The organism is Affinibrenneria salicis (assembly GCF_008710095.1).
Window position 1 is genome coordinate 657,642 of sequence record NZ_VYKJ01000001.1, and the last position, 25,133, is coordinate 682,774.

21 protein-coding genes and 2 tRNA genes are annotated in these 25,133 nt (G+C 56.8%); 18 read left to right on the forward strand and 5 right to left on the reverse strand.

Annotation, left to right across the window (positions count from 1 at the left end):
- Positions 1–189: 189 nt before the first annotated feature.
- Complete coding sequence (cgtA, locus tag FJU30_RS02925) at positions 190–1,362, forward strand: Obg family GTPase CgtA (protein ID WP_150433729.1); 1,173 nt, start codon at positions 190–192, stop codon at positions 1,360–1,362.
- Between the two features lie 565 nt (positions 1,363–1,927).
- On the opposite strand, the gene puuE is transcribed toward cgtA, so the two are convergent.
- The 3 genes from puuE to FJU30_RS02940 are packed head-to-tail and all read right to left on the reverse strand — an operon-like array spanning position 1,928 to position 4,386.
- Positions 1,928–2,887: an allantoinase PuuE gene (gene puuE / locus FJU30_RS02930; protein ID WP_150433728.1), complete on the reverse strand. Its 960-nt coding sequence runs from the start codon at positions 2,885–2,887 to the stop codon at positions 1,928–1,930.
- A gap of 43 nt (positions 2,888–2,930) precedes the next feature.
- The gene (locus FJU30_RS02935; RefSeq protein WP_150433727.1) at positions 2,931–3,668 is read right to left on the reverse strand and encodes an aspartate/glutamate racemase family protein; all 738 of its coding nucleotides are present in this window, start codon (positions 3,666–3,668) and stop codon (positions 2,931–2,933) included.
- A 1-nt stretch (position 3,669) separates the two neighbouring features.
- Positions 3,670–4,386, reverse strand: a complete 717-nt coding sequence (locus FJU30_RS02940; protein WP_150433726.1) for a GntR family transcriptional regulator — start codon at positions 4,384–4,386, stop codon at positions 3,670–3,672.
- Positions 4,387–4,529: 143 nt separating this feature from the next.
- Between FJU30_RS02940 and FJU30_RS02945 the strand changes: the two genes are divergently transcribed.
- A complete protein-coding gene (locus tag FJU30_RS02945; RefSeq protein WP_150433725.1) occupies positions 4,530–6,044 on the forward strand; it encodes an NCS1 family nucleobase:cation symporter-1 in 1,515 nt (504 codons plus the stop codon).
- Positions 6,045–6,086: 42 nt separating this feature from the next.
- Here FJU30_RS02945 and dacB read toward each other — a convergent pair whose 3' ends face one another.
- On the reverse strand, positions 6,087–7,520 hold the full coding sequence (gene dacB, locus FJU30_RS02950) for a serine-type D-Ala-D-Ala carboxypeptidase (RefSeq protein ID WP_150433724.1): 1,434 nt from the start codon (positions 7,518–7,520) through the stop codon (positions 6,087–6,089).
- Positions 7,521–7,781: 261 nt separating this feature from the next.
- Here dacB and greA point away from each other — a divergent pair, with 261 nt between their 5' ends.
- The gene (greA, locus tag FJU30_RS02955) at positions 7,782–8,258 is read left to right on the forward strand and encodes a transcription elongation factor GreA (RefSeq protein ID WP_150433723.1); all 477 of its coding nucleotides are present in this window, start codon (positions 7,782–7,784) and stop codon (positions 8,256–8,258) included.
- 243 nt (positions 8,259–8,501) lie between these two features.
- Here greA and yhbY read toward each other — a convergent pair whose 3' ends face one another.
- A complete protein-coding gene (gene yhbY / locus FJU30_RS02960) occupies positions 8,502–8,795 on the reverse strand; it encodes a ribosome assembly RNA-binding protein YhbY (protein ID WP_150433722.1) in 294 nt (97 codons plus the stop codon).
- 148 nt (positions 8,796–8,943) lie between these two features.
- Between yhbY and rlmE the strand changes: the two genes are divergently transcribed.
- From rlmE to nlpI, 15 genes are all read left to right on the forward strand, one after another.
- A complete protein-coding gene (gene rlmE, locus FJU30_RS02965; RefSeq protein WP_150433721.1) occupies positions 8,944–9,573 on the forward strand; it encodes a 23S rRNA (uridine(2552)-2'-O)-methyltransferase RlmE in 630 nt (209 codons plus the stop codon).
- Positions 9,574–9,620: 47 nt separating this feature from the next.
- Entirely contained in the window at positions 9,621–11,564 is a 1,944-nt protein-coding gene (gene ftsH / locus FJU30_RS02970) for an ATP-dependent zinc metalloprotease FtsH (protein ID WP_191091517.1), read from the forward strand.
- Positions 11,565–11,693: 129 nt separating this feature from the next.
- Positions 11,694–12,527: a dihydropteroate synthase gene (gene folP / locus FJU30_RS02975; RefSeq protein ID WP_150433719.1), complete on the forward strand. Its 834-nt coding sequence runs from the start codon at positions 11,694–11,696 to the stop codon at positions 12,525–12,527.
- An 8-nt stretch (positions 12,528–12,535) separates the two neighbouring features.
- Entirely contained in the window at positions 12,536–13,873 is a 1,338-nt protein-coding gene (glmM, locus tag FJU30_RS02980; protein WP_150433718.1) for a phosphoglucosamine mutase, read from the forward strand.
- Between the two features lie 252 nt (positions 13,874–14,125).
- Entirely contained in the window at positions 14,126–14,458 is a 333-nt protein-coding gene (gene secG, locus FJU30_RS02985; RefSeq protein WP_150433717.1) for a preprotein translocase subunit SecG, read from the forward strand.
- Positions 14,459–14,516: 58 nt separating this feature from the next.
- Positions 14,517–14,603, forward strand: a tRNA-Leu gene (locus tag FJU30_RS02990).
- Positions 14,604–14,924: 321 nt separating this feature from the next.
- A tRNA-Met gene (locus tag FJU30_RS02995) sits at positions 14,925–15,001 on the forward strand.
- 228 nt (positions 15,002–15,229) lie between these two features.
- Positions 15,230–15,682 carry a ribosome maturation factor RimP gene (gene rimP / locus FJU30_RS03000; RefSeq protein ID WP_150433716.1) on the forward strand — a complete coding sequence of 151 codons (453 nt, stop codon included), beginning with the start codon at positions 15,230–15,232 and terminating at the stop codon, positions 15,680–15,682.
- A 21-nt stretch (positions 15,683–15,703) separates the two neighbouring features.
- Positions 15,704–17,194, forward strand: a complete 1,491-nt coding sequence (nusA, locus tag FJU30_RS03005; protein WP_150433715.1) for a transcription termination factor NusA — start codon at positions 15,704–15,706, stop codon at positions 17,192–17,194.
- Between the two features lie 25 nt (positions 17,195–17,219).
- Positions 17,220–19,925 carry a translation initiation factor IF-2 gene (infB, locus tag FJU30_RS03010; protein WP_150433714.1) on the forward strand — a complete coding sequence of 902 codons (2,706 nt, stop codon included), beginning with the start codon at positions 17,220–17,222 and terminating at the stop codon, positions 19,923–19,925.
- Positions 19,926–19,999: 74 nt separating this feature from the next.
- On the forward strand, positions 20,000–20,410 hold the full coding sequence (rbfA, locus tag FJU30_RS03015; RefSeq protein ID WP_150433713.1) for a 30S ribosome-binding factor RbfA: 411 nt from the start codon (positions 20,000–20,002) through the stop codon (positions 20,408–20,410).
- Positions 20,410–21,354 (forward strand): tRNA pseudouridine(55) synthase TruB, encoded by a 945-nt coding sequence (gene truB, locus FJU30_RS03020; RefSeq protein ID WP_150433712.1) that lies wholly within the window; start codon positions 20,410–20,412, stop codon positions 21,352–21,354. Before rbfA ends, truB begins: the two co-directional genes overlap by 1 nt.
- A gap of 122 nt (positions 21,355–21,476) precedes the next feature.
- Positions 21,477–21,746, forward strand: coding sequence for a 30S ribosomal protein S15 (gene rpsO, locus FJU30_RS03025; RefSeq protein WP_150433711.1), 270 nt, complete (start codon positions 21,477–21,479; stop codon positions 21,744–21,746).
- Between the two features lie 247 nt (positions 21,747–21,993).
- The gene (pnp, locus tag FJU30_RS03030) at positions 21,994–24,117 is read left to right on the forward strand and encodes a polyribonucleotide nucleotidyltransferase (RefSeq protein ID WP_150433710.1); all 2,124 of its coding nucleotides are present in this window, start codon (positions 21,994–21,996) and stop codon (positions 24,115–24,117) included.
- A 127-nt stretch (positions 24,118–24,244) separates the two neighbouring features.
- Positions 24,245–25,129, forward strand: coding sequence for a lipoprotein NlpI (gene nlpI / locus FJU30_RS03035; RefSeq protein ID WP_150433709.1), 885 nt, complete (start codon positions 24,245–24,247; stop codon positions 25,127–25,129).
- The last annotated feature ends 4 nt before the right edge of the window (positions 25,130–25,133 follow it).

Below are 25,133 nucleotides of genomic sequence, written 5' to 3' on the forward strand. Positions count from 1 at the left end.
CACGAAATCTGGAATTACGCCGAAAAGAACCAATAAATGACATAATACAGGTCAAAAAACGCTATACCCGTCTACAGGTGCATTGGCCGCGTTCGTTGGTCCGATTTCACTCATTGAGTGCGTTTATCGGGTCGTAACGTCCTGCAGCCCGAATCTATTGGGTATATTGGTTTTTCGCGGAGAAAGTAAATGAAGTTTGTAGATGAAGCGACGATTCTGGTCGTGGCGGGTGATGGCGGTAATGGCTGCGTTAGCTTCCGTCGTGAGAAATATATCCCCAATGGCGGCCCTGATGGCGGTGACGGCGGCGATGGCGGCGACGTTTACCTGCAGGCCGATGAAAACCTGAATACGCTGATTGATTACCGTTTTGAGAAATCTTTCCGCGCCGAACGCGGCCAGAACGGCCAGAGCCGTGACTGCACCGGCAAACGCGGCAAGGACGTCACCATCAAGGTGCCGGTCGGGACTCGCGTACAGGATCAGAGCACCGGCGAAGTGCTGGGCGATATGACGCGCCACGGTCAGATCTTGATGGTGGCGAAGGGCGGCTGGCACGGTCTGGGCAATAGCCGTTTTAAATCGTCGGTTAACCGGGCGCCGCGTCAGAAAACCGACGGTACGCCGGGTGAAGAGCGAGAGCTGCTGCTGGAATTGCTGCTGCTGGCCGACGTGGGGATGCTGGGGCTGCCTAATGCCGGCAAATCCACCTTTATTCGCGCCGTGTCTGCCGCCAAACCGAAAGTGGCGGACTATCCGTTCACCACGCTGGCGCCCAGTCTTGGTGTGGTGCGGATGGACAGCGAACAGAGTTTTGTCGTCGCCGATATTCCGGGGTTGATCGAAGGCGCTTCCGAAGGGGCTGGCCTGGGGATTCGCTTCCTGAAACATCTGGAGCGCTGTCGCGTCTTGCTGCACCTGATCGATATTGCGCCGATCGATGAATCCGATCCGGTCGAAAATGCGCAAGTGATCGTGAATGAGTTGCAGCAGTACAGCGTTAAGCTGGCGGACAAGCCACGCTGGCTGGTGTTCAATAAAACGGATCTGATCGATAAGACGGAAGCGGAACAGCGTGCGAAAGCGATTGCCGAGGCGCTGGGCTGGGAAGGGAAATATTATCTGATCTCCGCCGTCAACCGACAGGGCGTGAACGAACTGTGCTGGAACGTGATGAACTTCCTTAATCAGCAGCCTAAACAGGCGCTGGCTGAGGAGAGCGCACCAGAAAAAGTGGAATTCATGTGGGATGATTATCATCGCCAGCAGCTGGCCGAGGCGCAGGAAGAGGCTGAGGAAGAGTGGGACGATGACTGGGATGAGGACGACGAGGACGGCGTAGAAACTGTCTACCAGCACTGATCGCGTTTAAGCTCACGACCAGCCGTTTGCGCGGCCGGACATAACGCCTTCCCGCGCCAAACCGCAGAGAGCCGGGTTTCAGTCCGCCTCTCTGCGGCCGCTGACAATTCGCCGACCGGTCCGGGATACCCGGACCTGCCGCACCTGGGGGCGTTCCGGCGGCTAACGCCGCTACGCTTCCCCGCGCCGCATTCTCCCTCGATAACGAACGTTGTCATCAGTCTGAGGCGGGTGTCAGTCCGCCTCTCTGCGGCCGCTGACAATTCGCCGATCGGTCCGGGATACCCGGACCTGCCGCACCTGGGGGCGTTCCGGCGGCTAACGTCGCTACGCTTCCCCGCGCCGCATTCTCCCTCGATAACGAACGTTGTCATCAGTCTGAGGCGGGTTTCAGTCCGCCTCTCTGCGGCCGCTGACAATTCGCCGATCGGTCCGGGATACCCGGACCTGCCGCACTAGGGGGCATTCCGGCGGCTAACGCCGCTACGCTTCCTCGCCGCGTTCTCCCTTGATAACGAACGTTGCCAGCAGACGAAAGCGCGTTTCGGCCGTCCTTTTTTGACTGTCAGTCTTCCGGCGCCGGATGGTGTCGTAGCCAGTGGCTGGCAATTTCCTCGCGCGTACAGATCCACACCTTTTCATGTCGCTGGATATAGTCCAGGAAGCGCTGCAGCGCGCGGAAGCGTCCTGGCCGACCCAACAGCCGGCAATGCATGCCGATCGACATCATTTTGGGTTGTGTTGCGCCTTCCTCGTACAGCACATCGAAACTGTCCTTCAGATAGGTATAAAATTGTTCTGCCGTGTTAAATCCCTGCGGCGTGGCGAAGCGCATATCGTTCGCTTCCAGCGTATAGGGAATGATCAGGTGCGGTTTCACCGCGCCATTGCTACAGGCGACCCGCGTCCAGAAGGGCAGATCGTCGCCATAGTAATCGCTGTCGTAGGTGAACCCGCCGTGCTCAACCACCAGCCGGCGCGTGGCCGGACTGTCGCGTCCGGTATACCAGCCGGACGGCGCGCGACCGAAAAGGCGGGTGAGCGTTTCCACCGCCAGTTGCATATGACGACGTTCGCTCTCTTCGTCCATATCCTGATAGTGCAGCCAGCGCCAGCCGTGGCTGACCACGTCGTAATGCGCCGCTTTGATCGCTTCAACCACCGGCGGATGGCGCGCCAGCGCCATGGCGACGCCGAATATAGTCAACGGCAGGCCTCGCCGCTGAAATTCATGATGGATGCGCCAGAAACCGGCGCGCGAACCGTACTCATACAGCGACTCCATCGACATATGGCGTTGCGGGTAGCTGGCGGCGCCGATGATATCGGAGAGAAACTGTTCGGAGCCGCCGTCGCCATGCAGTACGTTATTCTCCGCGCCCTCTTCATAGTTGAGTACGAACTGGACGGCGATACGCGCACCGCCCGGCCAGGCGGCGTGCGGCGGCCGGCCGGCATAACCGATCATGTCGCGCGGGTAATCCTGATTAAAATCGTATTCCTGCTGTTTGTCAGACGGGTTCATGGTCATTGTCCTGATCAGATGCGGTAACGGGGGATGAGCGGGATCAGTTCAGCGCGCTGAACGGGCCGCTCAGGGATTTCGCCACTGGCCATGCCAGATCGCCGTGCTTGCTGGTCGTCAGACCGAGAGCCAGCAAAGACTCCACCATTTTGACGGCGGCGCCGACGCCATCAACTATGGGTATGCCTAATTCAAGCGTCAGTTCGCGCGCCAGCGTCGCCATGCCGCCGCAGCCCAGTACGACAGCGCCGATGCCATCCTGACGTTTTGATTGTATACAATATTCGCGTACCTTTTGCCGCGCCAGCCCATAGCCGTCCTCCAGCGCCAGCACCGGCAGGTCGATGGCGTGCAACGCCGCGCACTGGTGTTCAAACCCATATTGCCTCAGCAGATGGCGGGCGATAATCAGCGTGCGCGGCAAGGTCGTGACGATAGAAAATCGCGTGGCCACCATGCTCGCCATATGCATCGCGGCCTCGGCGATGCCCACTACCGGCCCCCGCGCCAGCTCCCGGGCGGCCAGCAAGCCAGGATCGCCGAAGCAGGCGATGACATGTCCGCAAACGCCCTGTTCGCGCCCGGCCTTAATCTGTTCCAGCACGCCAACGGCGGCGATCGCCTCGTCGAAGTGGCCTTCGATAGAGGCGACCCCGGCCGACGGCGAAACAGCCAGAATTTCGCTGGCGGGCGAGACCACGGCGCGCGCGGCCTGAGCGATCGTTTCGGTCATCGCCTGGCTGGTGTTGGGATTAATCACCTGAATAATCTGCTTTGCCATTTCAACTCTCTTTCTGCCGGGCGAACAGCCGGGCGAAATCCGGTACGGTTTCGCCGCTGCGTTCAAAGCGCAGACTGGCGAGAATGTGATCAAAATGATGGCGCAACGCGTCGGTCAGCGGCTGCAGCGCTTTTTCGCGCAGCAGCGCAATGATCCGATCGTGGTCGTCGCAGCGGCAGCCTTGCTGCCAGGGCGCGCCCCAGGCGGCAACCACCAGCGAAGAGCGCTGGCTCAGGCGCATGACCAGTTCGGTCAGCACCTGATTGCCGGAAATGGCCTGCAGCTGAATATGAAAAGCGGCGGACAGCCGAATGGCGGCGGGACCGTTGTAATCGAGATGCGCCTGTTGCTCCTGCTGATTCAGCCGTTCCAGCGCCACCAGATGCGTCGAACGACAGTGTTCCAGCACGAAGGGCAGGTTGGCGCATTCGATCAACGAGCGGCTGCGGAAAATATCCTGCGCCTCTTCCATGCCCGGCGTGGCTACCTGCGCACCACGTTTGGGCGTCAGCGTCACCATTTGCACCGCGGCAAGGCGCTGCAACACTTTGCGAATACCGGTACGGCTCACGCCGAACACCTCGGATAGCGCTTCCTCGGGCAGCTTACTGCCTGGCGGTAGCTGATGTTCGACGATCGCCGTCAGCAGCGCCTGATAGATCGGTTCGTCCTTATCCATCAGATCTGCCGACGTTTTCAGTCCTGTTTCACTCTTCATCACCTGCTCCGGTAAAGATATTGGATACAATGATCGTATACTTATATTTTTATTTTTGTATACAAAAATATCGAATATGGCCTGAATCCTGCAACGTATTTGTCCGTGTATAGCTAACAATCACATTCAGAGGAGCAGGTTTCATGCCAGATATTCAACATGTTAAGACGACGTCGGTCGATGGGGCCGGCGCCGAATACAGCCCGCGGTTGTGTAATGATGATCTTGCCCCAACCCGCCAGCAGAACTGGGGCTGGTACAATATCTTTTCTTTTTGGATGTCTGATGTACACAGTATGGGCGGATATGTGGTCGCCGCCAGTTTCTTCGCGCTCGGTCTGGCCAGCTGGCAGGTATTGTTGTGTTTGCTGGTCGGTATTTGCATAGTGCAGATTTGCGCTAACCTGGTGGCCAGACCGAGTCAGATGGCCGGCGTCCCCTATGCGGTGGTCTGCCGTCAGGCGTTTGGCGTATTTGGCGCGAATATCCCCGCGGTGATCCGCGGGCTGATCGCTTTTGCCTGGTATGGTATACAAACTTTTCTGGCGGCCAATGCGCTGATGCTGGTGGCGCTCAAATTCTGGCCTTCTTTGACGCCGCTGACGCATACGTCGTGGCTTGGGCTGTCGACGCTGGGCTGGCTGTGTTTCGGCATGATGTGGCTGCTGCAGGCGATGGTGTTCTGGCACGGGATGAACGCGATTAAACGCTTTATCGATATCGCCGGTCCGGCAGTCTATGTCGTGATGTTCGCGCTGGCCGGCTGGATTCTGTATCAAACCGGTTTCGACGGCATTTCCTTTACGCTGGCGAATAAATCGCTGAGCGGCGGCGAGCAGGCGTTTCAGATGCTGACCGCCACGGCGCTGGTGGTGTCCTATTTCTCCGGCCCGCTGCTGAACTTTGGCGACTTTGCGCGCTATGGCAAAAACATGGAGGAAGTCCGGCGCGGTAATTTCTGGGGGCTGCCGTTTAATTTTCTGCTGTTTTCGATCGTGACCGTAGTGATCGTATCGGGCACTCAATCGCTGTTCGGCGAAATGATCACCGATCCGATTGAAACCGTCAGCCGAGTCGACAGCAGCCTGGCGGTCGCCATCGGACTGTTGACGATGATTGTCGCCACCATCGGCATCAATATTGTGGCGAACTTTGTCTCCCCCGCCTTCGATTTTTCCAACTGCTCGCCGCAGAGGATTAGCTTTCGCACCGGCGGAATGATCGCCGCCGTGGGATCGGTATTGCTGACGCCCTGGAATCTGTTCCAGTCGCCGGAGCTTATTCACTACACGCTGGATGTGCTGGGCGCCTTTATCGGTCCGCTGTTCGGTATTCTGCTGACGGACTTCTACCTGATCAAGCGCGGACGGATTTCGACCAACGATCTGTTTAACGCTACGCCGCAGGGCGAATATTGGTATCGCGGCGGTTTCAATCCAAAGGCGGTGGCGGCGCTGTTGCCGGCGGTGGCGATTGGTCTCGTTATCAGTTTTATTCCGGCGCTGCACGCGGTGGCGAACTTCAGCTGGTTTATCGGCGCTTTTCTGGCGGCCTGCGGCTACCGCTGGATTGCGCGCGCGGAGTGCGCCGGCGTCGCCGGGCGGGCGGCGCAGCGCGGCGGCGCGTCATTTCACGGGACAAAAGCGACGAAGTCCTGATGGAGCCCTGGTTGTACGCCGCGGCAACGGTGAAATAGGCGGTTAGTTGTTCTCGTAGATGTCCTTGTATAGCCGGCTTTCGAAACGCACCAGCGGGACGCGGCGCGTGCTTTGATCTTCCGGCGGCACGGCGTAGCCGGACAGGTACTGAACGAACGCCATGCGCTGGCCGCTGGCGGTGGTGATAAAGCCCGCCAGGTTATAAACGCCCTGCAGGGCGCCGGTTTTGGCCGATACTTTGCCGTTGACGCCCGCCTCGTGCAGCCCGCCGCGATAGCGCAGCGTTCCGTCGTAGCCGGCCAGCGGCAGCATGGTGATGTAGTTCAACTGCTGGTCATTTTGTGCGATGTACTGCAGCGCCTGCATCATGGTCGCCGGGGCGATCAGGTTATGGCGCGACAGGCCTGAGCCGTCCACCAGAATACTGTTGCCCAGATCGACGCCGGCCTTCTGGCGCAGCACCTGGCGCACCGCGTCGGCGCCCGCCCGCCAGGTGCCCGGCACGCCGAATCGTTCGCGGCCGATGGTGCGGAACACGGTATCGGCAATCATGTTATCGGACTTTTTCAGCATGATGGTCAGCAGATCGTGCAGCGGGGCCGATTGCGTCTGGGCCAGCACGGCGCCGGCCGGACCGGGCTGCGTCTGGCGCCGTAAACTGCCGCGCATGTCGATCCCGGCCTGCGTCAGCTCTTCCCTGACGATGGCGCCGGCATAGCTGGCGCCGTCCTGCACTGCAAAGGCCAGAGGCAGCGGCTCGCTGCGCTGGGTCAGGCAGCCGGTCAGCGTAAAGCGGTTGAGTTCGCCGGGCACCACGTCCAGTTCGCAGTACTGCGCTTCCGGCGCGCCTTTGGCCAGCGTTTTGACTTCGCTGAACATTTGCACCGGATAGTAGGAGGCTACGCGGATAAAAGCGTTATCGCCTGCTCTGGGGGCGCTGTAGAGCGAAACCGAGAAACAGTTGCGGTCGACAATGGCGGCGCCGGGCGGCGCGCTGAAGCACTGCGTCATATCGTTCCACGGCCAGCCTGGCGCTTTGTCATGGCTGGCGAACGCCGAGGTATCGATCATGACATCGCCGTCGATCGTCTGAACGCCGCGTTTTTTTAGCTCCTGCACCATATTGCGCAACTGCTGGCGTTTCAGCGTCGGGTCGCCGCTGAAACGCACGATCAAGCTGCCGCGCAGGGTGCCGCCGCTGATCGAGCCGTGGCTTTCCAGCGTGGTCGCAAAGCGGTAGTCCGGGCCCAGTTGCAGGAGCGCGGCCAGCGCGGTCAGCACTTTTTGCGTACTGGCCGGCAGCGCCATTTGCTGGCTATGAAAATCGATCACGGGCGAGGTCGCCCCTACTTTCTGTACAACCAGAGCCAGATTGGCTCCGTCCGGCAAATATTGGGTGTAATCCTGTACGTTCGCTGCGTGAGCACGCAGCACAACGGCGCAGGCCAGCCCGGCGACGATTGATGAAAAACGCATAATCTCAGTGAGCAACGGGGTTAACGTGCGGTCATACTACGGCGCATCAAGGGTTAAAGTAAACGATGACCACCAGGGAACTCTGGGTTAAAATACGTATCAAAATGCAAATTGAAGCTGACCTGAAACTGGTTTTCGGGTTAGCTTGCTTTTGTGTATTGCCAGATGAATACTGGCTGAACGCACCGTCTTACATTGATTTTCAAACGTCAGGATGACGGTTATTAAAAGCAGTACAGATTTTTCTGAGGTATTGATTATATGAAACAATTTCCGATGACGTTACGTGGCGCAGAGAAACTGCGCGAAGAGCTTGATCACCTGAAAAGCGTCCGCCGGCCAGAAATTATTGCGGCGATTGCCGAAGCGCGCGAACACGGCGATTTAAAAGAAAACGCGGAATACCATGCCGCGCGCGAGCAGCAGGGTTTCTGCGAAGGCCGTATTCAGGAAATTGAGGCCAAGCTGTCCAACGCCCAGGTTATTGACGTCACTAAAATGGCCGCCAACGGGCGCGTTATTTTTGGTTCGACGGTTACGGTGCTGAATCTGGATAGCGAAGAAGAGCAGACTTATCGCATTGTGGGCGATGACGAGGCTGATTTTAAACAGAATTTGATCTCGGTGAACTCGCCAATCGCGCGCGGCCTGATCGGTAAAGAGCAGGACGATGTGGTGGTGATCACCACGCCGGGCGGTCAGGTGGAGTATGAGATCGTGAAGGTCGAATATCTGTAAATTCTGTTGTTCCGCCGGTTAAAACAACAAAATTTGTAAAGAAAAGAAAAAGGCCGCTTGCGGCCTTTTCTCTGGCACGGAGCCATGGCACCTTTTTGTAAAGTGCTGCCGGGCTACAGCAAACCCAACGCCTTTCAGGCCGCAGGCGCACTGGTTTTCCCCGCTTGGTACGCTAAGCGCAGAAGAGACGTTCAGTGGCCGGGCGCCGGTATGCGGAAGGCGTCGGGGATAAAACCGAACGTGTTAGCGTGGCAACACGATTTTACGTTCTTGCGACGGACGATACAGCACCAGCGTGTGGCCGATAACCTGCACATTATTGGCGCCGGTTTCACGAACAATCGCATCAATGATCAGCGCTTTGGTTTCACGTTCCTCAGCGGCGATTTTGATTTTGATGAGCTCGTGATGCTCAAGCGCCTGTTCAATCTCGGCCAGTACACCTTCGGTCAGGCCATTATTGCCCAGCAGGACCACCGGTTTTAACGGATGGGCCAGGCCTTTCAGGTGCTGTTTTTGTTTGTTGCTTAGATTCATTGTCTTTTTTGCTTCGGTTGGGATTGAAAACGGGTCATTCTACCGCCATCTCATGCTTATCACCAAATCGGTATGTAGCCGATATGATAAAAGATGAGAAGGGGCTGTTTCACCAGGAGCGTTGAATTCAGGATAGTTGGGAAACAAGATGGCTAACAACAAGCGTTCTGCAAGCTCCAGTCGCTGGCTCCAGGAACATTTTAGCGATAAATACGTACAGCAGGCGCAGAAAAAGGGGCTTCGTTCGCGCGCCTGGTTTAAACTTGATGAACTACAGCAAGGCGATCGGCTGTTTAAACCGGGCATGACCGTGGTGGATTTAGGCGCGGCGCCGGGCGGCTGGTCGCAGTATGCGGTCACGCAAATCGGCGGCGGCGGACGGGTTATCGCCTGTGATATTTTGCCGATGGATCCTATCGTCGGCGTCGATTTCCTGCAGGGCGATTTTCGTGATCAAATAGTGCTGAATGCGCTGCTGGAACGGGTAGGAAGTAGTAAAGTTCAGGTAGTCATGTCCGATATGGCACCGAACATGAGCGGTACGCCGGCGGTCGATATTCCTAAATCGATGTATCTGGTTGAATTAGCGCTGGATATGTGTCGTGATGTACTGGCGCCAGGCGGAAGTTTCCTGGTGAAAGTGTTTCAGGGAGAAGGTTTTGATGAATACCTGCGGGAAATTCGCTCCCTGTTTACGAAGGTCAAGATTCGTAAGCCAGAGGCCTCGCGCGCTCGATCACGTGAAGTCTATATTGTAGCGACAGGGCGCAAACTGTAGTACCCTAACGCTGTTTTTTAACACAGTTGTAATATGAGGTTAATCCCTTGAGTGACATGGCGAAAAACCTGATTCTCTGGCTAGTCATCGCAGTCGTGCTGATGTCCGTATTCCAGAGCTTTGGGCCCAGCGAGTCGAATGGCCGTAGGGTGGATTATTCAACCTTTTTAACTGAAGTGAATCAGGATCAGGTGCGCGAAGCGCGTATTAACGGTCGTGAGATTAATGTTATCAAAAGAGATAGCAGCCGATACACGACGTATATCCCTGTCGACGATCCCAAGCTGCTGGATAACCTGTTTACGAAGAATGTGAAAGTGGTTGGCGAGCCGCCGGAAGAACCGAGCCTGCTGACCTCTATCTTTATTTCCTGGTTCCCGATGCTGTTGCTGATCGGCGTCTGGATTTTCTTTATGCGCCAGATGCAGGGCGGCGGCGGTAAAGGCGCCATGTCGTTTGGTAAAAGCAAGGCGCGGATGCTGACGGAAGACCAGATCAAGACGACGTTTGCCGATGTCGCGGGTTGCGACGAAGCGAAAGAAGAAGTCAGCGAACTGGTCGAATACCTGCGTGAACCGAGCCGTTTCCAGAAGCTGGGCGGTAAAATTCCGAAGGGCGTGCTGATGGTCGGCCCGCCGGGGACAGGTAAAACGCTGCTGGCGAAAGCCATCGCCGGCGAGGCGAAAGTGCCGTTTTTCACCATTTCAGGTTCCGACTTCGTAGAAATGTTTGTCGGCGTCGGCGCTTCCCGCGTGCGCGACATGTTCGAGCAGGCTAAGAAAGCTGCGCCGTGCATCATCTTTATCGATGAAATCGATGCGGTCGGTCGTCAGCGCGGCGCCGGTCTGGGCGGCGGTCATGATGAACGCGAACAGACTCTGAACCAGATGCTGGTCGAGATGGATGGGTTCGAAGGCAACGAAGGCATTATCGTGATTGCCGCGACTAACCGTCCCGACGTGCTGGATCCGGCTCTGCTGCGTCCGGGCCGTTTCGACCGTCAGGTTGTGGTTGGGCTGCCGGACGTACGCGGCCGCGAACAGATCCTGAAGGTGCATATGCGCCGCGTGCCGCTGTCGCCGGATGTCGAGCCGTCGGTGATTGCGCGCGGGACGCCGGGCTTTTCCGGCGCCGATCTGGCCAACCTGGTCAACGAGGCGGCGCTGTTCGCCGCACGCGGCAACAAGCGCGTGGTGTCGATGGTTGAGTTTGAGAAAGCCAAAGACAAGATCATGATGGGCGCGGAACGTCGCTCAATGGTGATGACGGAAGAACAGAAAGAGTCGACCGCTTACCATGAAGCCGGCCATGCGATTATCGGCCGTCTGGTGCCGGAACACGACCCGGTGCACAAAGTGACGATTATTCCGCGCGGCCGCGCGCTGGGGGTCACCTTCTTCCTGCCCGAAGGGGACGCCATCAGCGCCAGTCGTCAGAAGCTGGAAAGTCAGATCTCAACGCTGTATGGCGGTCGTCTGGCCGAAGAGATTATCTACGGCGTGGATAAGGTCTCAACCGGCGCGTCTAACGACATTAAAGTCGCCACCTCTATTGCGCGCAATATGGTGACGCAGTGGGGCTTCTCGGAAAAACTGGGGCCGTTGCTGTATGCGGAGGAAGAGGGTGAGGTATTCCTCGGCCGTTCCGTGGCCAAGGCCAAGCATATGTCCGATGAAACGGCGCGCATTATCGATCAGGAAGTGAAATCGTTGATTGAGCGCAACTATCAGCGCGCACGGGAACTGCTGATGGCGAATATGGATATCCTGCATTCGATGAAGGATGCATTGATGAAATATGAAACCATCGACGCCCCGCAGATCGACGATCTGATGGCGCGTAAAGACGTGCGTCCGCCGGCTGGCTGGGAAAAACCCACCTCGGGCGGCGGGCAGGGCAATGACGGTACGCCGAAGGCGCCGAAGTCGATTGATGAGCCAGACGGTACGCCGAACGCCGGTAATACGCTGTCTCAGCCGTCGGGTAAGTAAGCGCTGCATGTGACGGACTCCGTTCGCCTGATGCCTGATGTTTGATAAAACCCCGGACTGGTTCCGGGGTTTTTTGCTAATTGCGCCGGGCCGCTATGCGGCGCGCTAAAGATTTTGAGGAATAACGCTATGCAGCTGATCGCCAGGGATTCCTGCCTTGATCTGTCTTATCCGCAGGTAATGGGCATTCTGAATGTGACGCCCGATTCTTTTTCTGACGGCGGTCGCCACAATACGCTGGACGCCGCGCTGTTTCATGCTCAGGAGATGATTGCCGCCGGCGCCACGCTCATTGATGTCGGCGGGGAATCTACCCGGCCGGGCGCCGCCGGGGTCGGCACCGCTGAAGAACTGGATCGCGTGGTGCCGGTGGTGGAAGCGCTGGCGCAGCGTTTCGACAGCTGGATTTCGGTGGATACCTCCAAGCCAGAAGTGATAACGGCCAGCGCGCAAGCGGGCGCTCACTTAATTAATGACATCCGCGCGCTGAATGAGCCGGGCGCGCTGGAAGCGGCGGCGGCGACGGGGCTGCCGGTATGTTTGATGCACATGCAGGGGCTGCCGCGCACCATGCAGCAGGCGCCGCACTATGATGATTTGCTGGCGGAGGTGGGCGATTTTTTTCAGCAGCAGATCGCGCGCTGCGCGGCGAGCAATATTCCGAAAAACAAACTGATATTGGATCCAGGTTTCGGCTTCGGCAAAGATCTGTCGCATAATTACCGGCTGCTGGCCCATCTTAATGAATTGCATCGTTTTGGCCTGCCGTTGCTGGTGGGTATGTCGAGAAAATCAATGATCGGTCAATTGCTTCATGTGCCGCCGCTGCAGCGAGTCACCGGCAGCGTGGCCTGCGCGGTTATTGCCGCCATGCAGGGGGCTAAGATCATCCGGGTTCATGATGTGAAAGAAACCGTTGAGGCGATGCGCATTGTCGAAGCTACACTTTCAGCGAAGGAATAAAGAACACTATGGGAAATCGTAAATACTTTGGCACCGACGGCGTGCGCGGCAAAGTGGGAGAAAGTCCGGTCACGCCAGACTTTGTCCTGAAGCTGGGCTGGGCCGCCGGGAAAGTGCTGTCGCGCCATGGCTCGCGCAAGGTGATTATCGGCAAGGATACGCGTATTTCCGGCTATATGCTGGAATCCGCTCTGGAGGCCGGTCTGGCCGCCGCCGGATTATCCGCTTCGTTTACCGGCCCGATGCCGACGCCCGCCGTAGCCTATCTGACGCGCACCTTTCGCGCGGAGGCGGGTATCGTCATCTCCGCGTCGCACAATCCTTATGACGACAACGGGATTAAATTCTTCTCGATCGACGGCACTAAACTGCCGGATGAAGTGGAAGAGGCGATTGAAGCCGAGCTGGAAAAACCGTTGACCTGCGTCGAGTCGGCGGAGCTGGGCAAAGCAAACCGTATCGTGGATGCCGCCGGGCGCTATATTGAATTCTGTAAAGGTACTTTCCCCAGCGAGCTGAGCCTCAACCGGCTGAAGCTGGTGGTCGACTGCGCCAACGGCGCGACCTACCATATCGCGCCCAGCGTGCTGCGCGAACTGGGCGCCAACGTGATTTCCATCGGCTGTCAGCCGGACGGCATGAATATTAATGAAAAATGCGGCGCCACTGATGTCGCGCAGCTGCAGGCGCGCGTGCTGGCGGAAAAGGCCGATGCGGGTCTGGCCTTCGACGGCGACGGCGACCGCCTGATTATGGTGGATCACCTGGGCAACAAGGTCGACGGCGATCAGATCCTTTACATCATCGCGCGCGAAGGGCTGCGTCAGGGCCAGCTGCGCGGCGGCGCGGTCGGCACGCTGATGAGCAATATGGGACTGGAACTGGCGCTTAAACAGCTGGGCATCCCGTTTGCCCGCGCCAGGGTAGGCGACCGCTATGTGCTGGAAACCATGCAGGAAAAAGGCTGGCGCATTGGCGCCGAGAACTCGGGCCACGTGATTTTGCTCGATAAGACCACCACCGGCGACGGGATTATCGCTGGTTTGCAAGTGCTCACTGCGATAGTGAGAAACCATATGAGCCTGCACGATCTGTGCAGCGGGATGAAGCTGTTTCCGCAGGTTCTGGTTAATGTACGTTTCTCCGGCCAGTGCGATCCGTTGAACGATGAAACGGTGAAACAGGTGATGCACGAGGTGGAAAGCACGCTGGCGGGGCGCGGTCGCGTACTGCTGCGCAAATCGGGAACGGAGCCGTTGATTCGCGTCATGGTGGAAGGCGAGGATGAGGCTCAGGTGACGCAACTGGCGAACCGTATCGCCGACGCGGTAAAAGCGGCCGGTTGAGCCCGCGCGGCCGGCGCTGCCTGGCGGCGTCGGCCGGGCTGGTCGCTCTCTTTTATTCGCCCGGCCGCTGTTTTTTTCTGCGATCGATCGGGCTGGGCTAAATTACCCTTGCGTAGGCCCAAGCCTTTGGTTAGTATTCAGACCCGCTTGAGCAGGGATTACTCCCGCCGACATAAAAGCGGTTACACGCGGTGATGCCGCAAAAATTTTTTGTCTCCGCCTGCGCGGGGAAAACCGGTAACAGGTACAATCATGTACGAAGCTCTTTTAGTCATCTTCCTGCTGGTCTCTATCGCGCTTGTCGCGCTGATCATGCTGCAGCAAGGTAAAGGCGCTGACATGGGCGCGTCGTTTGGTGCGGGCGCGTCCGCCACGCTGTTTGGTTCCAGCGGTTCCGGCAACTTCATGACGCGGATGACGGCGGCGCTGGCGACACTGTTTTTTATTATTAGCCTGGTTCTGGGCAACATGAGTTCGCACCAGAGCAAAACTGGCGGCGAATGGGAAAACCTGAGCCAGCCAGAGAAAAGCGAGTCGGTTGCGCCGACGGCACCCGCCGCGCCTTCCAGTGATATTCCTCGCTAAGTGCGATAGTCGGGCGGGAAATGCGATGGCTCCGCCGCGATAAAGAAAAAATTGCGATGCCGAGGTGGTGGAATTGGTAGACACGCTACCTTGAGGTGGTAGTGCCCGATTGGGCTTACGGGTTCAAGTCCCGTCCTCGGTACCAATACTCAGTAATAAAAAAAGACGTCGTGGACGTCTTTTTTTATTTAGTAAAAGGCGGGAAACGCTGTCTCGCTGGCTTTTTTCTGTGTAGTCTATTCTTTCCGCCGCCTTTTGCCGGTCGCGGCGCGCCGTTGGTATTACGGTATACCTTATACATAATTCGAGTTGCAGGAAGACGGCCGGCGAGTGGATGCTGGCGAGTTTACACCGCTAAGCCGCCCGCTCCGCAAGCGCCGACAGCGTATCTGCAACCTGAAGGATAACGGGTATACCTTGCTATTTTATAGTGGGCAGCGTATTATTCGCCACGTTCATTTTCAGGCGCGGGGTGGAGCAGCCTGGTAGCTCGTCGGGCTCATAACCCGAAGGTCGTCGGTTCAAATCCGGCCCCCGCAACCAGTTTTAAACTTCCCGGTAAGTTTTTTTTTCAAACAGACTGTTCAGCAGGTTGTCTGCGTTTACCCAGTAGGTTTTTGAAAAAAATCTTGACCGAGAGGTATACCGTCGTTTTATCTGGCGGTTAATAGGGTCCAGTTGCATAAAAGCCCCGACATTTCGGGGTTTTTTGTTATTAGACAACAGAATCACTGGGCTATTAGGCCCTTTTTTTATGTCTTGGGGGTGGGCTTGTCCACATTAGAGCAAAAATTAACAGCGATGATTTCAGAGCCGGTCGCCGCACTGGGTTTTGAACTGGTTGGCATTGAGTTTGTCCGGGCTCGTCAGTCAACGCTGCGTATCTATATTGATAGTGAAAAGGGCATCACTGTTGATGATTGCGCTGATGTTAGCTACCAGGTCAGCGCAGTGCTGGACGTAGAAGATCCGATCACGGTTGCCTATAACCTGGAAGTGTCTTCTCCTGGCCTCGAACGCCCGTTGTTTACCGCCGAACACTATGCGCGTTTTCTGGGTGAAGAGGTCACTCTGGTGCTGAGCATGGCCGTGCAGAATCGCCGCAAATGGTCAGGGGTAATCAAGGCCGTTGAAGGCGAAATGATTACCGTAACAGTGGAAGGCAAAGATGAAGTATTCGCGCTGAGCAACATCCAGAAAGCGAATCTTGTACCCCACTTTTAAAGTTTGGATGAGGCAACTAGGATGAATAAAGAGATTCTGGCTGTTGTAGAAGCTGTTTCCAACGAAAAAGCCGTTCCGCGTGAAAAGATTTTCGAAGCGCTGGAGATTGCGCTTGCGACTGCAACCAAGAAAAAGTACGAACAGGAAATCGATGTGCGCGTCAGCATCGATCGTAAAACCGGCGACTTCGATACCTTCCGTCGTTGGGTGGCCGTAAATGAAGTGACTCAGCCGACGCGTGAAATCACGCTTGAAGCGGCGCAGTTTGAAGATCCGTCTATCGAGCTGGGCGGCTACATCGAAGATCAGATTGAGTCCGTCACCTTCGACCGCATCACTACGCAGACCGCGAAACAGGTTATCGTGCAGAAAGTGCGTGAAGCCGAACGCGCCATGGTGGTTGAGCAATTCCGCGAGCAGGAAGGCGAAATCGTTACCGGCGTGGTGAAGAAAGTGAATCGCGACAGCATTTCGCTGGATCTGGGCAATAATGCGGAAGCCGTGATTGGCCGCGAAGACATGCTGCCGCGCGAAAACTTCCGTCCGGGCGACCGGGTGCGCGGCGTACTGTATGCCGTTCGCCCCGAAGCGCGCGGCGCCCAACTGTTTGTCAGCCGCTCACGTCCGGAAATGCTGATCGAACTGTTCCGCATTGAAGTGCCGGAAATCGGCGAAGAAGTGATTGAAATTAAAGCCGCCGCTCGCGATCCGGGTTCCCGCGCGAAGATTGCCGTTAAGACTAACGACAAGCGCATCGACCCGGTCGGCGCCTGTGTCGGGATGCGCGGCGCGCGCGTTCAGGCCGTCTCCAGCGAGCTGGCGGGGGAACGTATTGATATCGTGCTGTGGGATGATAATCCGGCTCAGTTCGTTATTAATGCTATGGCGCCGGCCGATGTGGCTTCAATTGTGGTGGATGAAGATAACCACACCATGGACCTGGCCGTTGAGTCGGGTAATCTGGCGCAGGCCATTGGCCGTAACGGCCAGAACGTTCGTCTGGCTTCTCAATTGAGCGGCTGGGAACTGAACGTAATGACCATCGAAGATCTGCAGGCCAAACACCAGGCCGAAGCGCATGCCGCGATTGATATCTTCACGAAGTATCTGGATATTGACGAAGAGTTTGCCACCGTGCTGGTGGAGGAAGGCTTCTCCTCGCTCGAAGAACTGGCCTACGTGCCAATTAAAGAGCTGATGGAGATTGACGGTCTGGACGAAGAGACTGTCGAAGCGTTGCGCGAACGCGCGAAGGCCGCACTGACTACGCTGGCTCTGGCTCAGGAAGAGAGCCGGGGCGCCGGAAAACCCGCAGATGATTTGCTCGGCCTGCCGGGTCTGGCGCGTGAGCTGGCGTTCAGTCTGGCTGCGCACGGTGTTTGTACGCTGGAAGATCTTGCTGAGCAGGGTGTCGACGACCTGAGAGATATTGAAGGGCTGGATGATGAAAAAGCCGGTGAGCTGATTATGGCCGCCCGTAATATCTGTTGGTTTGGCGACGAAAATGAATAACGAACTGTAGCAGGAAAGGAACAGCATGACAGATGTAACCGTAAAATCGCTGGCCGCAGAGATTCAGACTTCGGTTGACCGCCTGATACAGCAGTTTGCTGACGCGGGTGTAACCAAGTCTGCGTCGGATTCTGTGACCCAGCACGAGAAAGAAACGCTACTGGCGCACCTGAACCGGGAGCGCGGTCAGGCGTCAGGAAAATTGACGTTGCAGCGTAAAACGCGTAGTACCTTGAATATTCCGGGCACCGGGGGTAAAAGTAAATCGGTGCAGATAGAAGTCCGCAAGAAACGCACTTATGTGAAACGCGATCCTCTGGAAGCTGATCAGTCAGCGGCGGAAGAGCAGGCACGGCGTGAAGCGGAAGAACAGGCGCAACGAGTCGCTGAAGAGCAGGCTAAACGCGAGGCGGAAGAAAAAGCCCGACGCGAAGCTGCAGACCAGGCGAAACGTGCTGCTGAAGAGCAAGCCAAACGTGAGGCCGCTGAACAAGCTAAGCGTGAAGTAGCGGAAAAAGAAAAAGTGACCAACCAACAAAACGAAACGATTGCCCGGCCGTTGCAGGCCGAAAAGGCCCGCCGTGAAGCCGAGGCCGCCGAGCTGAAACGCAAAGCGGAAGAAGAAGCGCAGCGCAAAGTTGAAGAAAATGCGCGTCGCGTGGCCGAAGAGGCGCGTAAGATGGCCGAAACGGGCGCCTGGAAAGATTCCGCGCCGGAAGAAGTGGAAACGGCTGATTATCATGTCACCACCTCGCAGCATGCCCGTCAGGCGGAAGATGAAAACGACCGCAAGGTTGAGGGCGATCGCCGCAGCCGCACGCGCGGCGGTAAGGCGACCAAACAGAAGAAAGGCAACCGCCTGTCTGAATCCAAAGCCGATCGCGAAGAAGCGCGCGCCGTTACCCGCGGCGGTAAGGGCAAACGTAAACCGAGCACTCTGCAGCAGAGCTTCACCAAGCCGGCGCAGGCGGTTAACCGCGACGTAGTGATCGGCGAAACCGTCACCGTGGCGGAATTGGCCAACAAAATGGCGGTTAAAGGCTCTCAGGTTATTAAAACCATGATGAAGCTGGGCGCCATGGCGACCATTAACCAGGTCATCGACCAGGAAACCGCGCAGCTGGTGGCGGAAGAAATGGGCCACAAAGTCATCCTGCGTCGTGAAAACGAGCTGGAAGAAGCGGTGATGAGCGACCGCGACACCGGTATGGCCGCGGCTGAATCGCGCGCGCCGGTCGTGACCATCATGGGCCACGTCGACCACGGTAAAACTTCTCTGCTGGACTATATTCGCTCAACCAAAGTCGCCGCCGGCGAGGCGGGCGGGATTACCCAGCATATCGGTGCTTATCACGTTGAGACCGATAACGGCATGATCACCTTCCTGGATACCCCCGGCCACGCCGCGTTTACCGCGATGCGTGCCCGCGGCGCCCAGGCGACGGATATCGTCGTGCTGGTGGTGGCCGCCGATGACGGCGTGATGCCGCAGACCATCGAAGCTATCCAGCATGCTAAAGCCGCTAAGGTGCCGGTTGTGGTTGCGGTCAACAAGATCGATAAGCCGGAAGCCGATCCTGATCGGGTGAAAACCGAGCTGTCTCAGTATGGCATCATGCCGGAAGAGTGGGGCGGCGAGTCGCAGTTTGTCCACGTTTCCGCCAAAGCCGGAACCGGTATCGATGAACTGCTCGATGCGATTCTGCTGCAGGCCGAAGTGCTGGAGCTGAAAGCGATCCGCAAAGGAATGGCGAGCGGCGTGGTCATTGAATCCTTCCTGGATAAAGGCCGCGGTCCGGTTGCCACCGTGCTGGTGCGCGAAGGTACGCTGAATAAAGGCGATATCGTGCTGTGCGGTTTCGAATACGGCCGTGTGCGTGCGATGCGTGACGAACTGGGGCGCGAAATTACCGAAGCCGGTCCGTCTATCCCGGTTGAGATTCTGGGCCTGTCCGGCGTGCCGGCCGCAGGTGACGAAGCGACCGTGGTGCGCGACGAGAAAAAAGCGCGTGAAGTGGCTCTCTATCGTCAGGGTAAATTCCGCGAAGTTAAACTGGCGCGTCAGCAGAAATCCAAACTGGAAAACATGTTTGCGAACATGACGGAAGGCGAAGTTTCCGAACTGAACATCGTGCTGAAAGCCGACGTTCAGGGCTCGAGCGAAGCTATTTCCGACGCGCTGCAGAAACTGTCCACTGATGAAGTGAAAGTGAAAATCGTGGGCATCGGCGTGGGCGGCATTACCGAAACGGACGCCACGCTGGCGGCGGCTTCCAACGCCATCATCCTTGGCTTCAACGTCCGTGCCGACGCCTCCGCGCGTCGCGTGGTGGAAACCGAAAGTCTGGATCTGCGTTATTACTCCGTTATCTACGATCTGATTGACGAAGTGAAGCAGGCGATGAGTGGTATGCTGTCGCCTGAGTATAAACAGCAGATCATCGGTCTGGCCGAAGTGCGCGATGTGTTCAAATCGCCGAAGTTCGGCGCCATCGCCGGCTGTATGGTGACCGAAGGCGTGGTGAAACGTCACAATCCTATTCGCGTGCTGCGTGAAAACATCGTGATCTATGAAGGCGAGCTGGAATCCCTGCGCCGCTTCAAAGATGATGTCAACGAAGTGCGTAACGGCATGGAATGTGGTATCGGCGTGAAGAACTATAATGATGTTCGTGCCGGCGACGTGATCGAAGTTTTTGAAACGATTGAGATCAAACGCACCATCGACTAAGACTCGCGCAGCGATAATCTACGTTATTCACCAGGGGGGCCGTTGAGCCCCCCGCTTTGTCTGGAGAATTTATCATGGCAAAAGAATTTAGCCGCACGCAACGTGTCGCGCAGGAAATGCAAAAAGAGATAGCGATTATTTTGCAGCGTGAGGTGAAAGATCCGCGCGTTGGTATGGCGACGGTGTCCGGTGTCGAAGTCTCCCGTGACTTAGCCTATGCGAAAGTCTACGTCACGTTCCTTGATGTGCTGACCGACGATCACGATCCGCAGCGTATTATCACCGGCGTGAAGGCGCTGCAGGACGCATCTGGCTTTATCCGCAGCCTGATCGGCAAAGCGATGCGCCTGCGCGTGGTGCCTGAGCTGACCTTCGCCTACGACAGTTCGCTGGTGGAAGGCATGCGTATGTCCAACCTGGTGAGCGATGTCGTGAAGAAAGATGCCGAACGTCGCTCCGCATCAGGCCATGACGAGGAATCCTGATGAGTCGTCCTCGTCGTCGCGGCCGTGACGTTCACGGCGTTCTGTTGCTGGATAAACCGCACGGTCTTTCCTCTAACGACGCGCTGCAGAAAGTAAAGCGCATCTTTAATGCCAACAAGGCCGGTCACACCGGCGCGCTGGATCCGCTGGCCACCGGCATGCTGCCGATTTGCCTCGGGGAAGCGACGAAGTTTTCCCGTTATCTGCTGGATTCGGATAAACGCTACCGCGTAGTGGCCCGCCTTGGCCAGCGTACCGATACCTCGGATGCCGAAGGCAACATTATCGCCGAGCGAGATGTCGCCTTCAGCGCGGACGAGCTGGAGCAGGCGCTGGACAGCTTCCGCGGCACCACTCAGCAGGTGCCTTCCATGTATTCCGCACTTAAACACCAGGGGCGTCCGCTGTATGAATATGCGCGCCAGGGACTGGTGGTGGAACGAGAAGCGCGCGATATTACCGTTTATGAACTACGATTTATCCGCTGGGAAGGTCTTGAGCTGGAGCTGGAGATCCACTGTTCCAAAGGAACCTATATTCGCACCATCATCGATGATTTGGGCGAAAAGCTGGGGTGCGGCGCGCACGTGAGCTTCCTGCGTCGGCTGCAGGTCGCGACTTATCCCATTGAGCGTATGGTGACGCTGGATCGTCTCAACGCATTGCTGGCGCAGGCTCAGGCCGACGAAAGCGCGCCGCGCGAGCGTCTGGATCCGCTGTTGCTGCCGATGGACAGCGCAGTGCTGGATTTCCCTGAAGTGAACCTGCTCCCGGTGGTGGCCGGTTACCTCAAACTGGGGCAGGCGGTACAGACGGCAAACGCGCCGTCTCAGGGCATGGTGCGCATTACCGAAGGCGAGGAGCATCGCTTCATCGGCGTTGGCGACATCGATGACGACGGCCGGGTCGCTCCGCGTCGTCTGGTGGTTGAGTTCCCGCAATAAGCAAAATTTTGTCGCCTTGCTATCGAATCGGGCTAAGAGTAGAATAATGCGGCTTGATTCCTGAGTGGCTGAATTAGAGATCGGCGCTCGTTTTTTTATCTATACTTAATTCTGGAGTACTTATGTCTCTAAGTGTTGAAGCTAAAGCTAAGATCGTTGCAGACTTCGGTCGTGATGCTAACGACAGTGGTTCTACCGAAGTTCAGGTTGCTTTGCTGACTGCGCAGATCAACCATCTGCAGGGTCACTTTGCCGAACACAAGAAAGACCACCATGGTCGTCGTGGTCTGCTGCGTATGGTTTCCCAGCGTCGTAAGCTGCTGGACTACCTGAAGCGTAAGGATGTAGCGCGTTACACTACCCTGATTGAACGTCTGGGTCTGCGTCGCTAATCTGGCGAGTTTCAGTAGAAAGGGGCCTGTTAAGGCCCCTTTTTTCCAGGAATCGATAGCCAGTCGGCGTCATATGTTGTTGTTTTAACAGGATCTTGCATTGCAGCGGTTCGCGCGGCTAATGAGAGGCTTTAACGGCAGGGGCCGGGTAAAGGTTGTCATTAGTCGCGAGGATGTGATGACAGGATCGGTTGTTCACAGGCGCGCGAGCTGTTGTGCCGCCGCGCCCTAAATAAAGGATATTATCTTGCTCAATCCGATCGTTCGTAAATTTCAATATGGTCAGCATACCGTCACGATTGAGACCGGTATGATGGCCCGCCAGGCCACCGCCGCTGTGATGGTGAGCATGGATGACACCGCCGTTTTCGTTACCGTTGTGGGCGCGAAGAAAGCGAAGCCGGGTCAGGACTTCTTCCCGTTAACCGTTAACTACCAGGAACGCACCTACGCTGCGGGCCGTATCCCCGGCGGCTTCTTCCGCCGTGAAGGTCGTCCGAGCGAGGGCGAAACCCTGATTTGCCGTCTGATCGACCGCCCGGTTCGTCCGCTGTTCCCGAAAGGTTTCGTCAACGAAGTGCAGGTCATCGCCACCGTGGTATCGGTTAACCCGCAGGTTAACCCGGATATCGTCGCGCTGATCGGCGCATCCGCCGCGCTGAGCCTGTCCGGCATTCCGTTCAACGGCCCGATTGGCGCCGCGCGCGTGGGCTATATCAACGATCAGTATGTACTGAACCCGACTACCGATGAGCTGAAAGAAAGCCGTCTGGATCTGGTCGTGGCCGGTACCTCCGCCGCCGTGCTGATGGTGGAGTCCGAAGCCGATCTGCTGTCCGAAGATCAAATGCTGGGAGCCGTGGTGTTTGGCCACGAGCAGCAGCAGGTGGTGATTGAAAACATTAACTCGCTGGTGGCCGAAGCCGGTAAACCGAAGTGGGAATGGCAGGCGCAGGAAGTCAACGCCCCCTTACTGCAGCGCGTTAAAGATCTGTCCGAAGCGCGCCTGGGAGATGCCTACCGCATTACGGAAAAGCAGGAACGTTACGCTCAGGTTGATGCGATTAAAGCCGACGTCGAAGCCGCGCTGCTGGCCGAAGACGAAACGCTGGACGCCGGTGAAATTCAGGACATTCTCGGCGGCATTGAGAAAAACGTCGTTCGTAGCCGCGTGCTGCGCGGTGAGCCGCGTATCGACGGTCGCGAAAAAGACATGATTCGTGGTCTGGACGTGCGCACCGGCGTTCTGCCGCGTACTCACGGCTCCGCTTTGTTCACCCGCGGTGAAACTCAGGCGCTGGTTACCGCCACGCTGGGCACCGAACGCGATGCGCAGACCATCGACGAACTGACCGGCGAACGCACCGATCGCTTCCTGTTGCACTACAACTTCCCTCCGTACTCCGTAGGCGAAACCGGTATGGTCGGCTCGCCGAAGCGTCGTGAGATCGGCCACGGCCGTCTGGCGAAACGCGGCGTGCTGGCGGTTATGCCGAAGGCGAACGAATTCCCGTACACCGTGCGCGTCGTGTCCGAAATCACCGAGTCTAACGGCTCTTCTTCCATGGCTTCCGTGTGCGGCGCTTCGCTGGCGCTGATGGATGCCGGCGTACCGATTAAGGCTGCCGTAGCCGGTATCGCCATGGGTCTGGTGAAAGAGGGCGATAACTTCGTCGTACTATCAGATATTCTGGGCGATGAAGATCACCTGGGCGATATGGACTTTAAAGTAGCCGGTAGCCGCGAAGGCGTTACCGCGCTGCAGATGGATATCAAGATTGAAGGCATCACGCGTGAAATCATGCAGGTGGCGCTGAATCAGGCCAAAGGTGCGCGACTGCACATTCTGGGCGTGATGGAACAGGCGATCAGCACGCCGCGTGGCGATATCTCCGAATTCGCGCCGCGTATTCACACCATCAAGATCAGCACCGATAAGATCAAAGACGTCATCGGTAAAGGCGGCTCGGTTATTCGCGCGCTGACTGAAGAAACCGGTACGACCATTGAGATTGAAGATGATGGTACGGTGAAAATCGCCTCGACCGACGGTGAGAAAGCGAAACACGCGATCCGCCGCATCGAAGAGATCACCGCGGAAATCGAAGTGGGACGTATCTATCAGGGTAAAGTGACCCGCATCGTCGATTTCGGCGCCTTCGTGGCGATCGGCGGGGGTAAAGAAGGTCTGGTGCATATTTCTCAAATCGCCGACAAGCGCGTTGAGAAAGTGACAGACTATCTGGCAATGGGCCAGGAAGTACCGGTTAAGGTTCTGGAAGTTGACCGCCAGGGCCGGGTCCGTTTAAGTATCAAAGAAGCGAATGCTCAGCCTTCCGATATTGCAGCCGTAGCACCGGAAGCAGAATAACTGCTAACAACAGTCCTGCAGCTCCCCGCGCGACGGGGGGCTGTTCGTATCGTATAGGTGGGACACCTTTACGTTTGAGCAGTCGGGGACAGGATGTTCATCCAATGTTTGTCTTCGGGAGTGGGAAATGAGGCCTTTCTTGCGCTGGTGTTACGTTGCGACAGCACTTATGCTGGCAGGATGCAGCAACACTGATTGGCGTAAAGACGCAGTTCTGGCAGTTCCATTACAGCCTGCATTACAACAGGAAGTGATTCTGGCGCGTATGGAGCAGATTCTTGCGAGTCGGGCTTTAACCGATGATGAACGAGCACAGCTATTATATGAGCGCGGAGTGCTGTATGATAGTCTGGGTCTGAGGGCGCTGGCGCGAAATGATTTTTCACAAGCGTTGGCTATCAGGCCTGATATTCCAGAAGTTTTTAACTATCTGGGGATATATTTAACGCAGGCAGGCAATTTTGATGCTGCCTATGAAGCGTTTGATTCTGTACTAGAGCTTGATCCAACTTACAATTACGCGCGTTTAAACCGGGGCATCGCCTTGTACTATGGCGGTCGCTATCTGTTAGCGCAGGATGATCTGCTGGCGTTTTATCGAGACGATCCAAACGATCCTTTCCGTTCGTTGTGGCTGTTCCTGGCGGAGCGAGAAATCAATCCACAGGATGCCGAAGTCGCGTTGAGAAAACGCTATGACGAAGCGAAAAGGGGACCGTGGGGATGGAATATAGTCGAATTCTACCTGGGCGATATCAGCGAAAGAACGCTGATGCAGCGTCTGCAGGAAGAAGCAACGGATAACACTTCGCTCGCTGAGCATCTCAGTGAAACTGACTTCTATTTAGGTAAGCACTACCTAAGTCTGGGGGACAAGAACACCGCTTCGGCGCTGTTCAAGCTGACGGTTGCTAACAATGTTCATAATTTTGTTGAGCACCGCTATGCATTGTTGGAACTGGCGCTATTGGGCCAGGAGCAAGACGACCTATCAGGATCGGACCAGCAATAGCTGA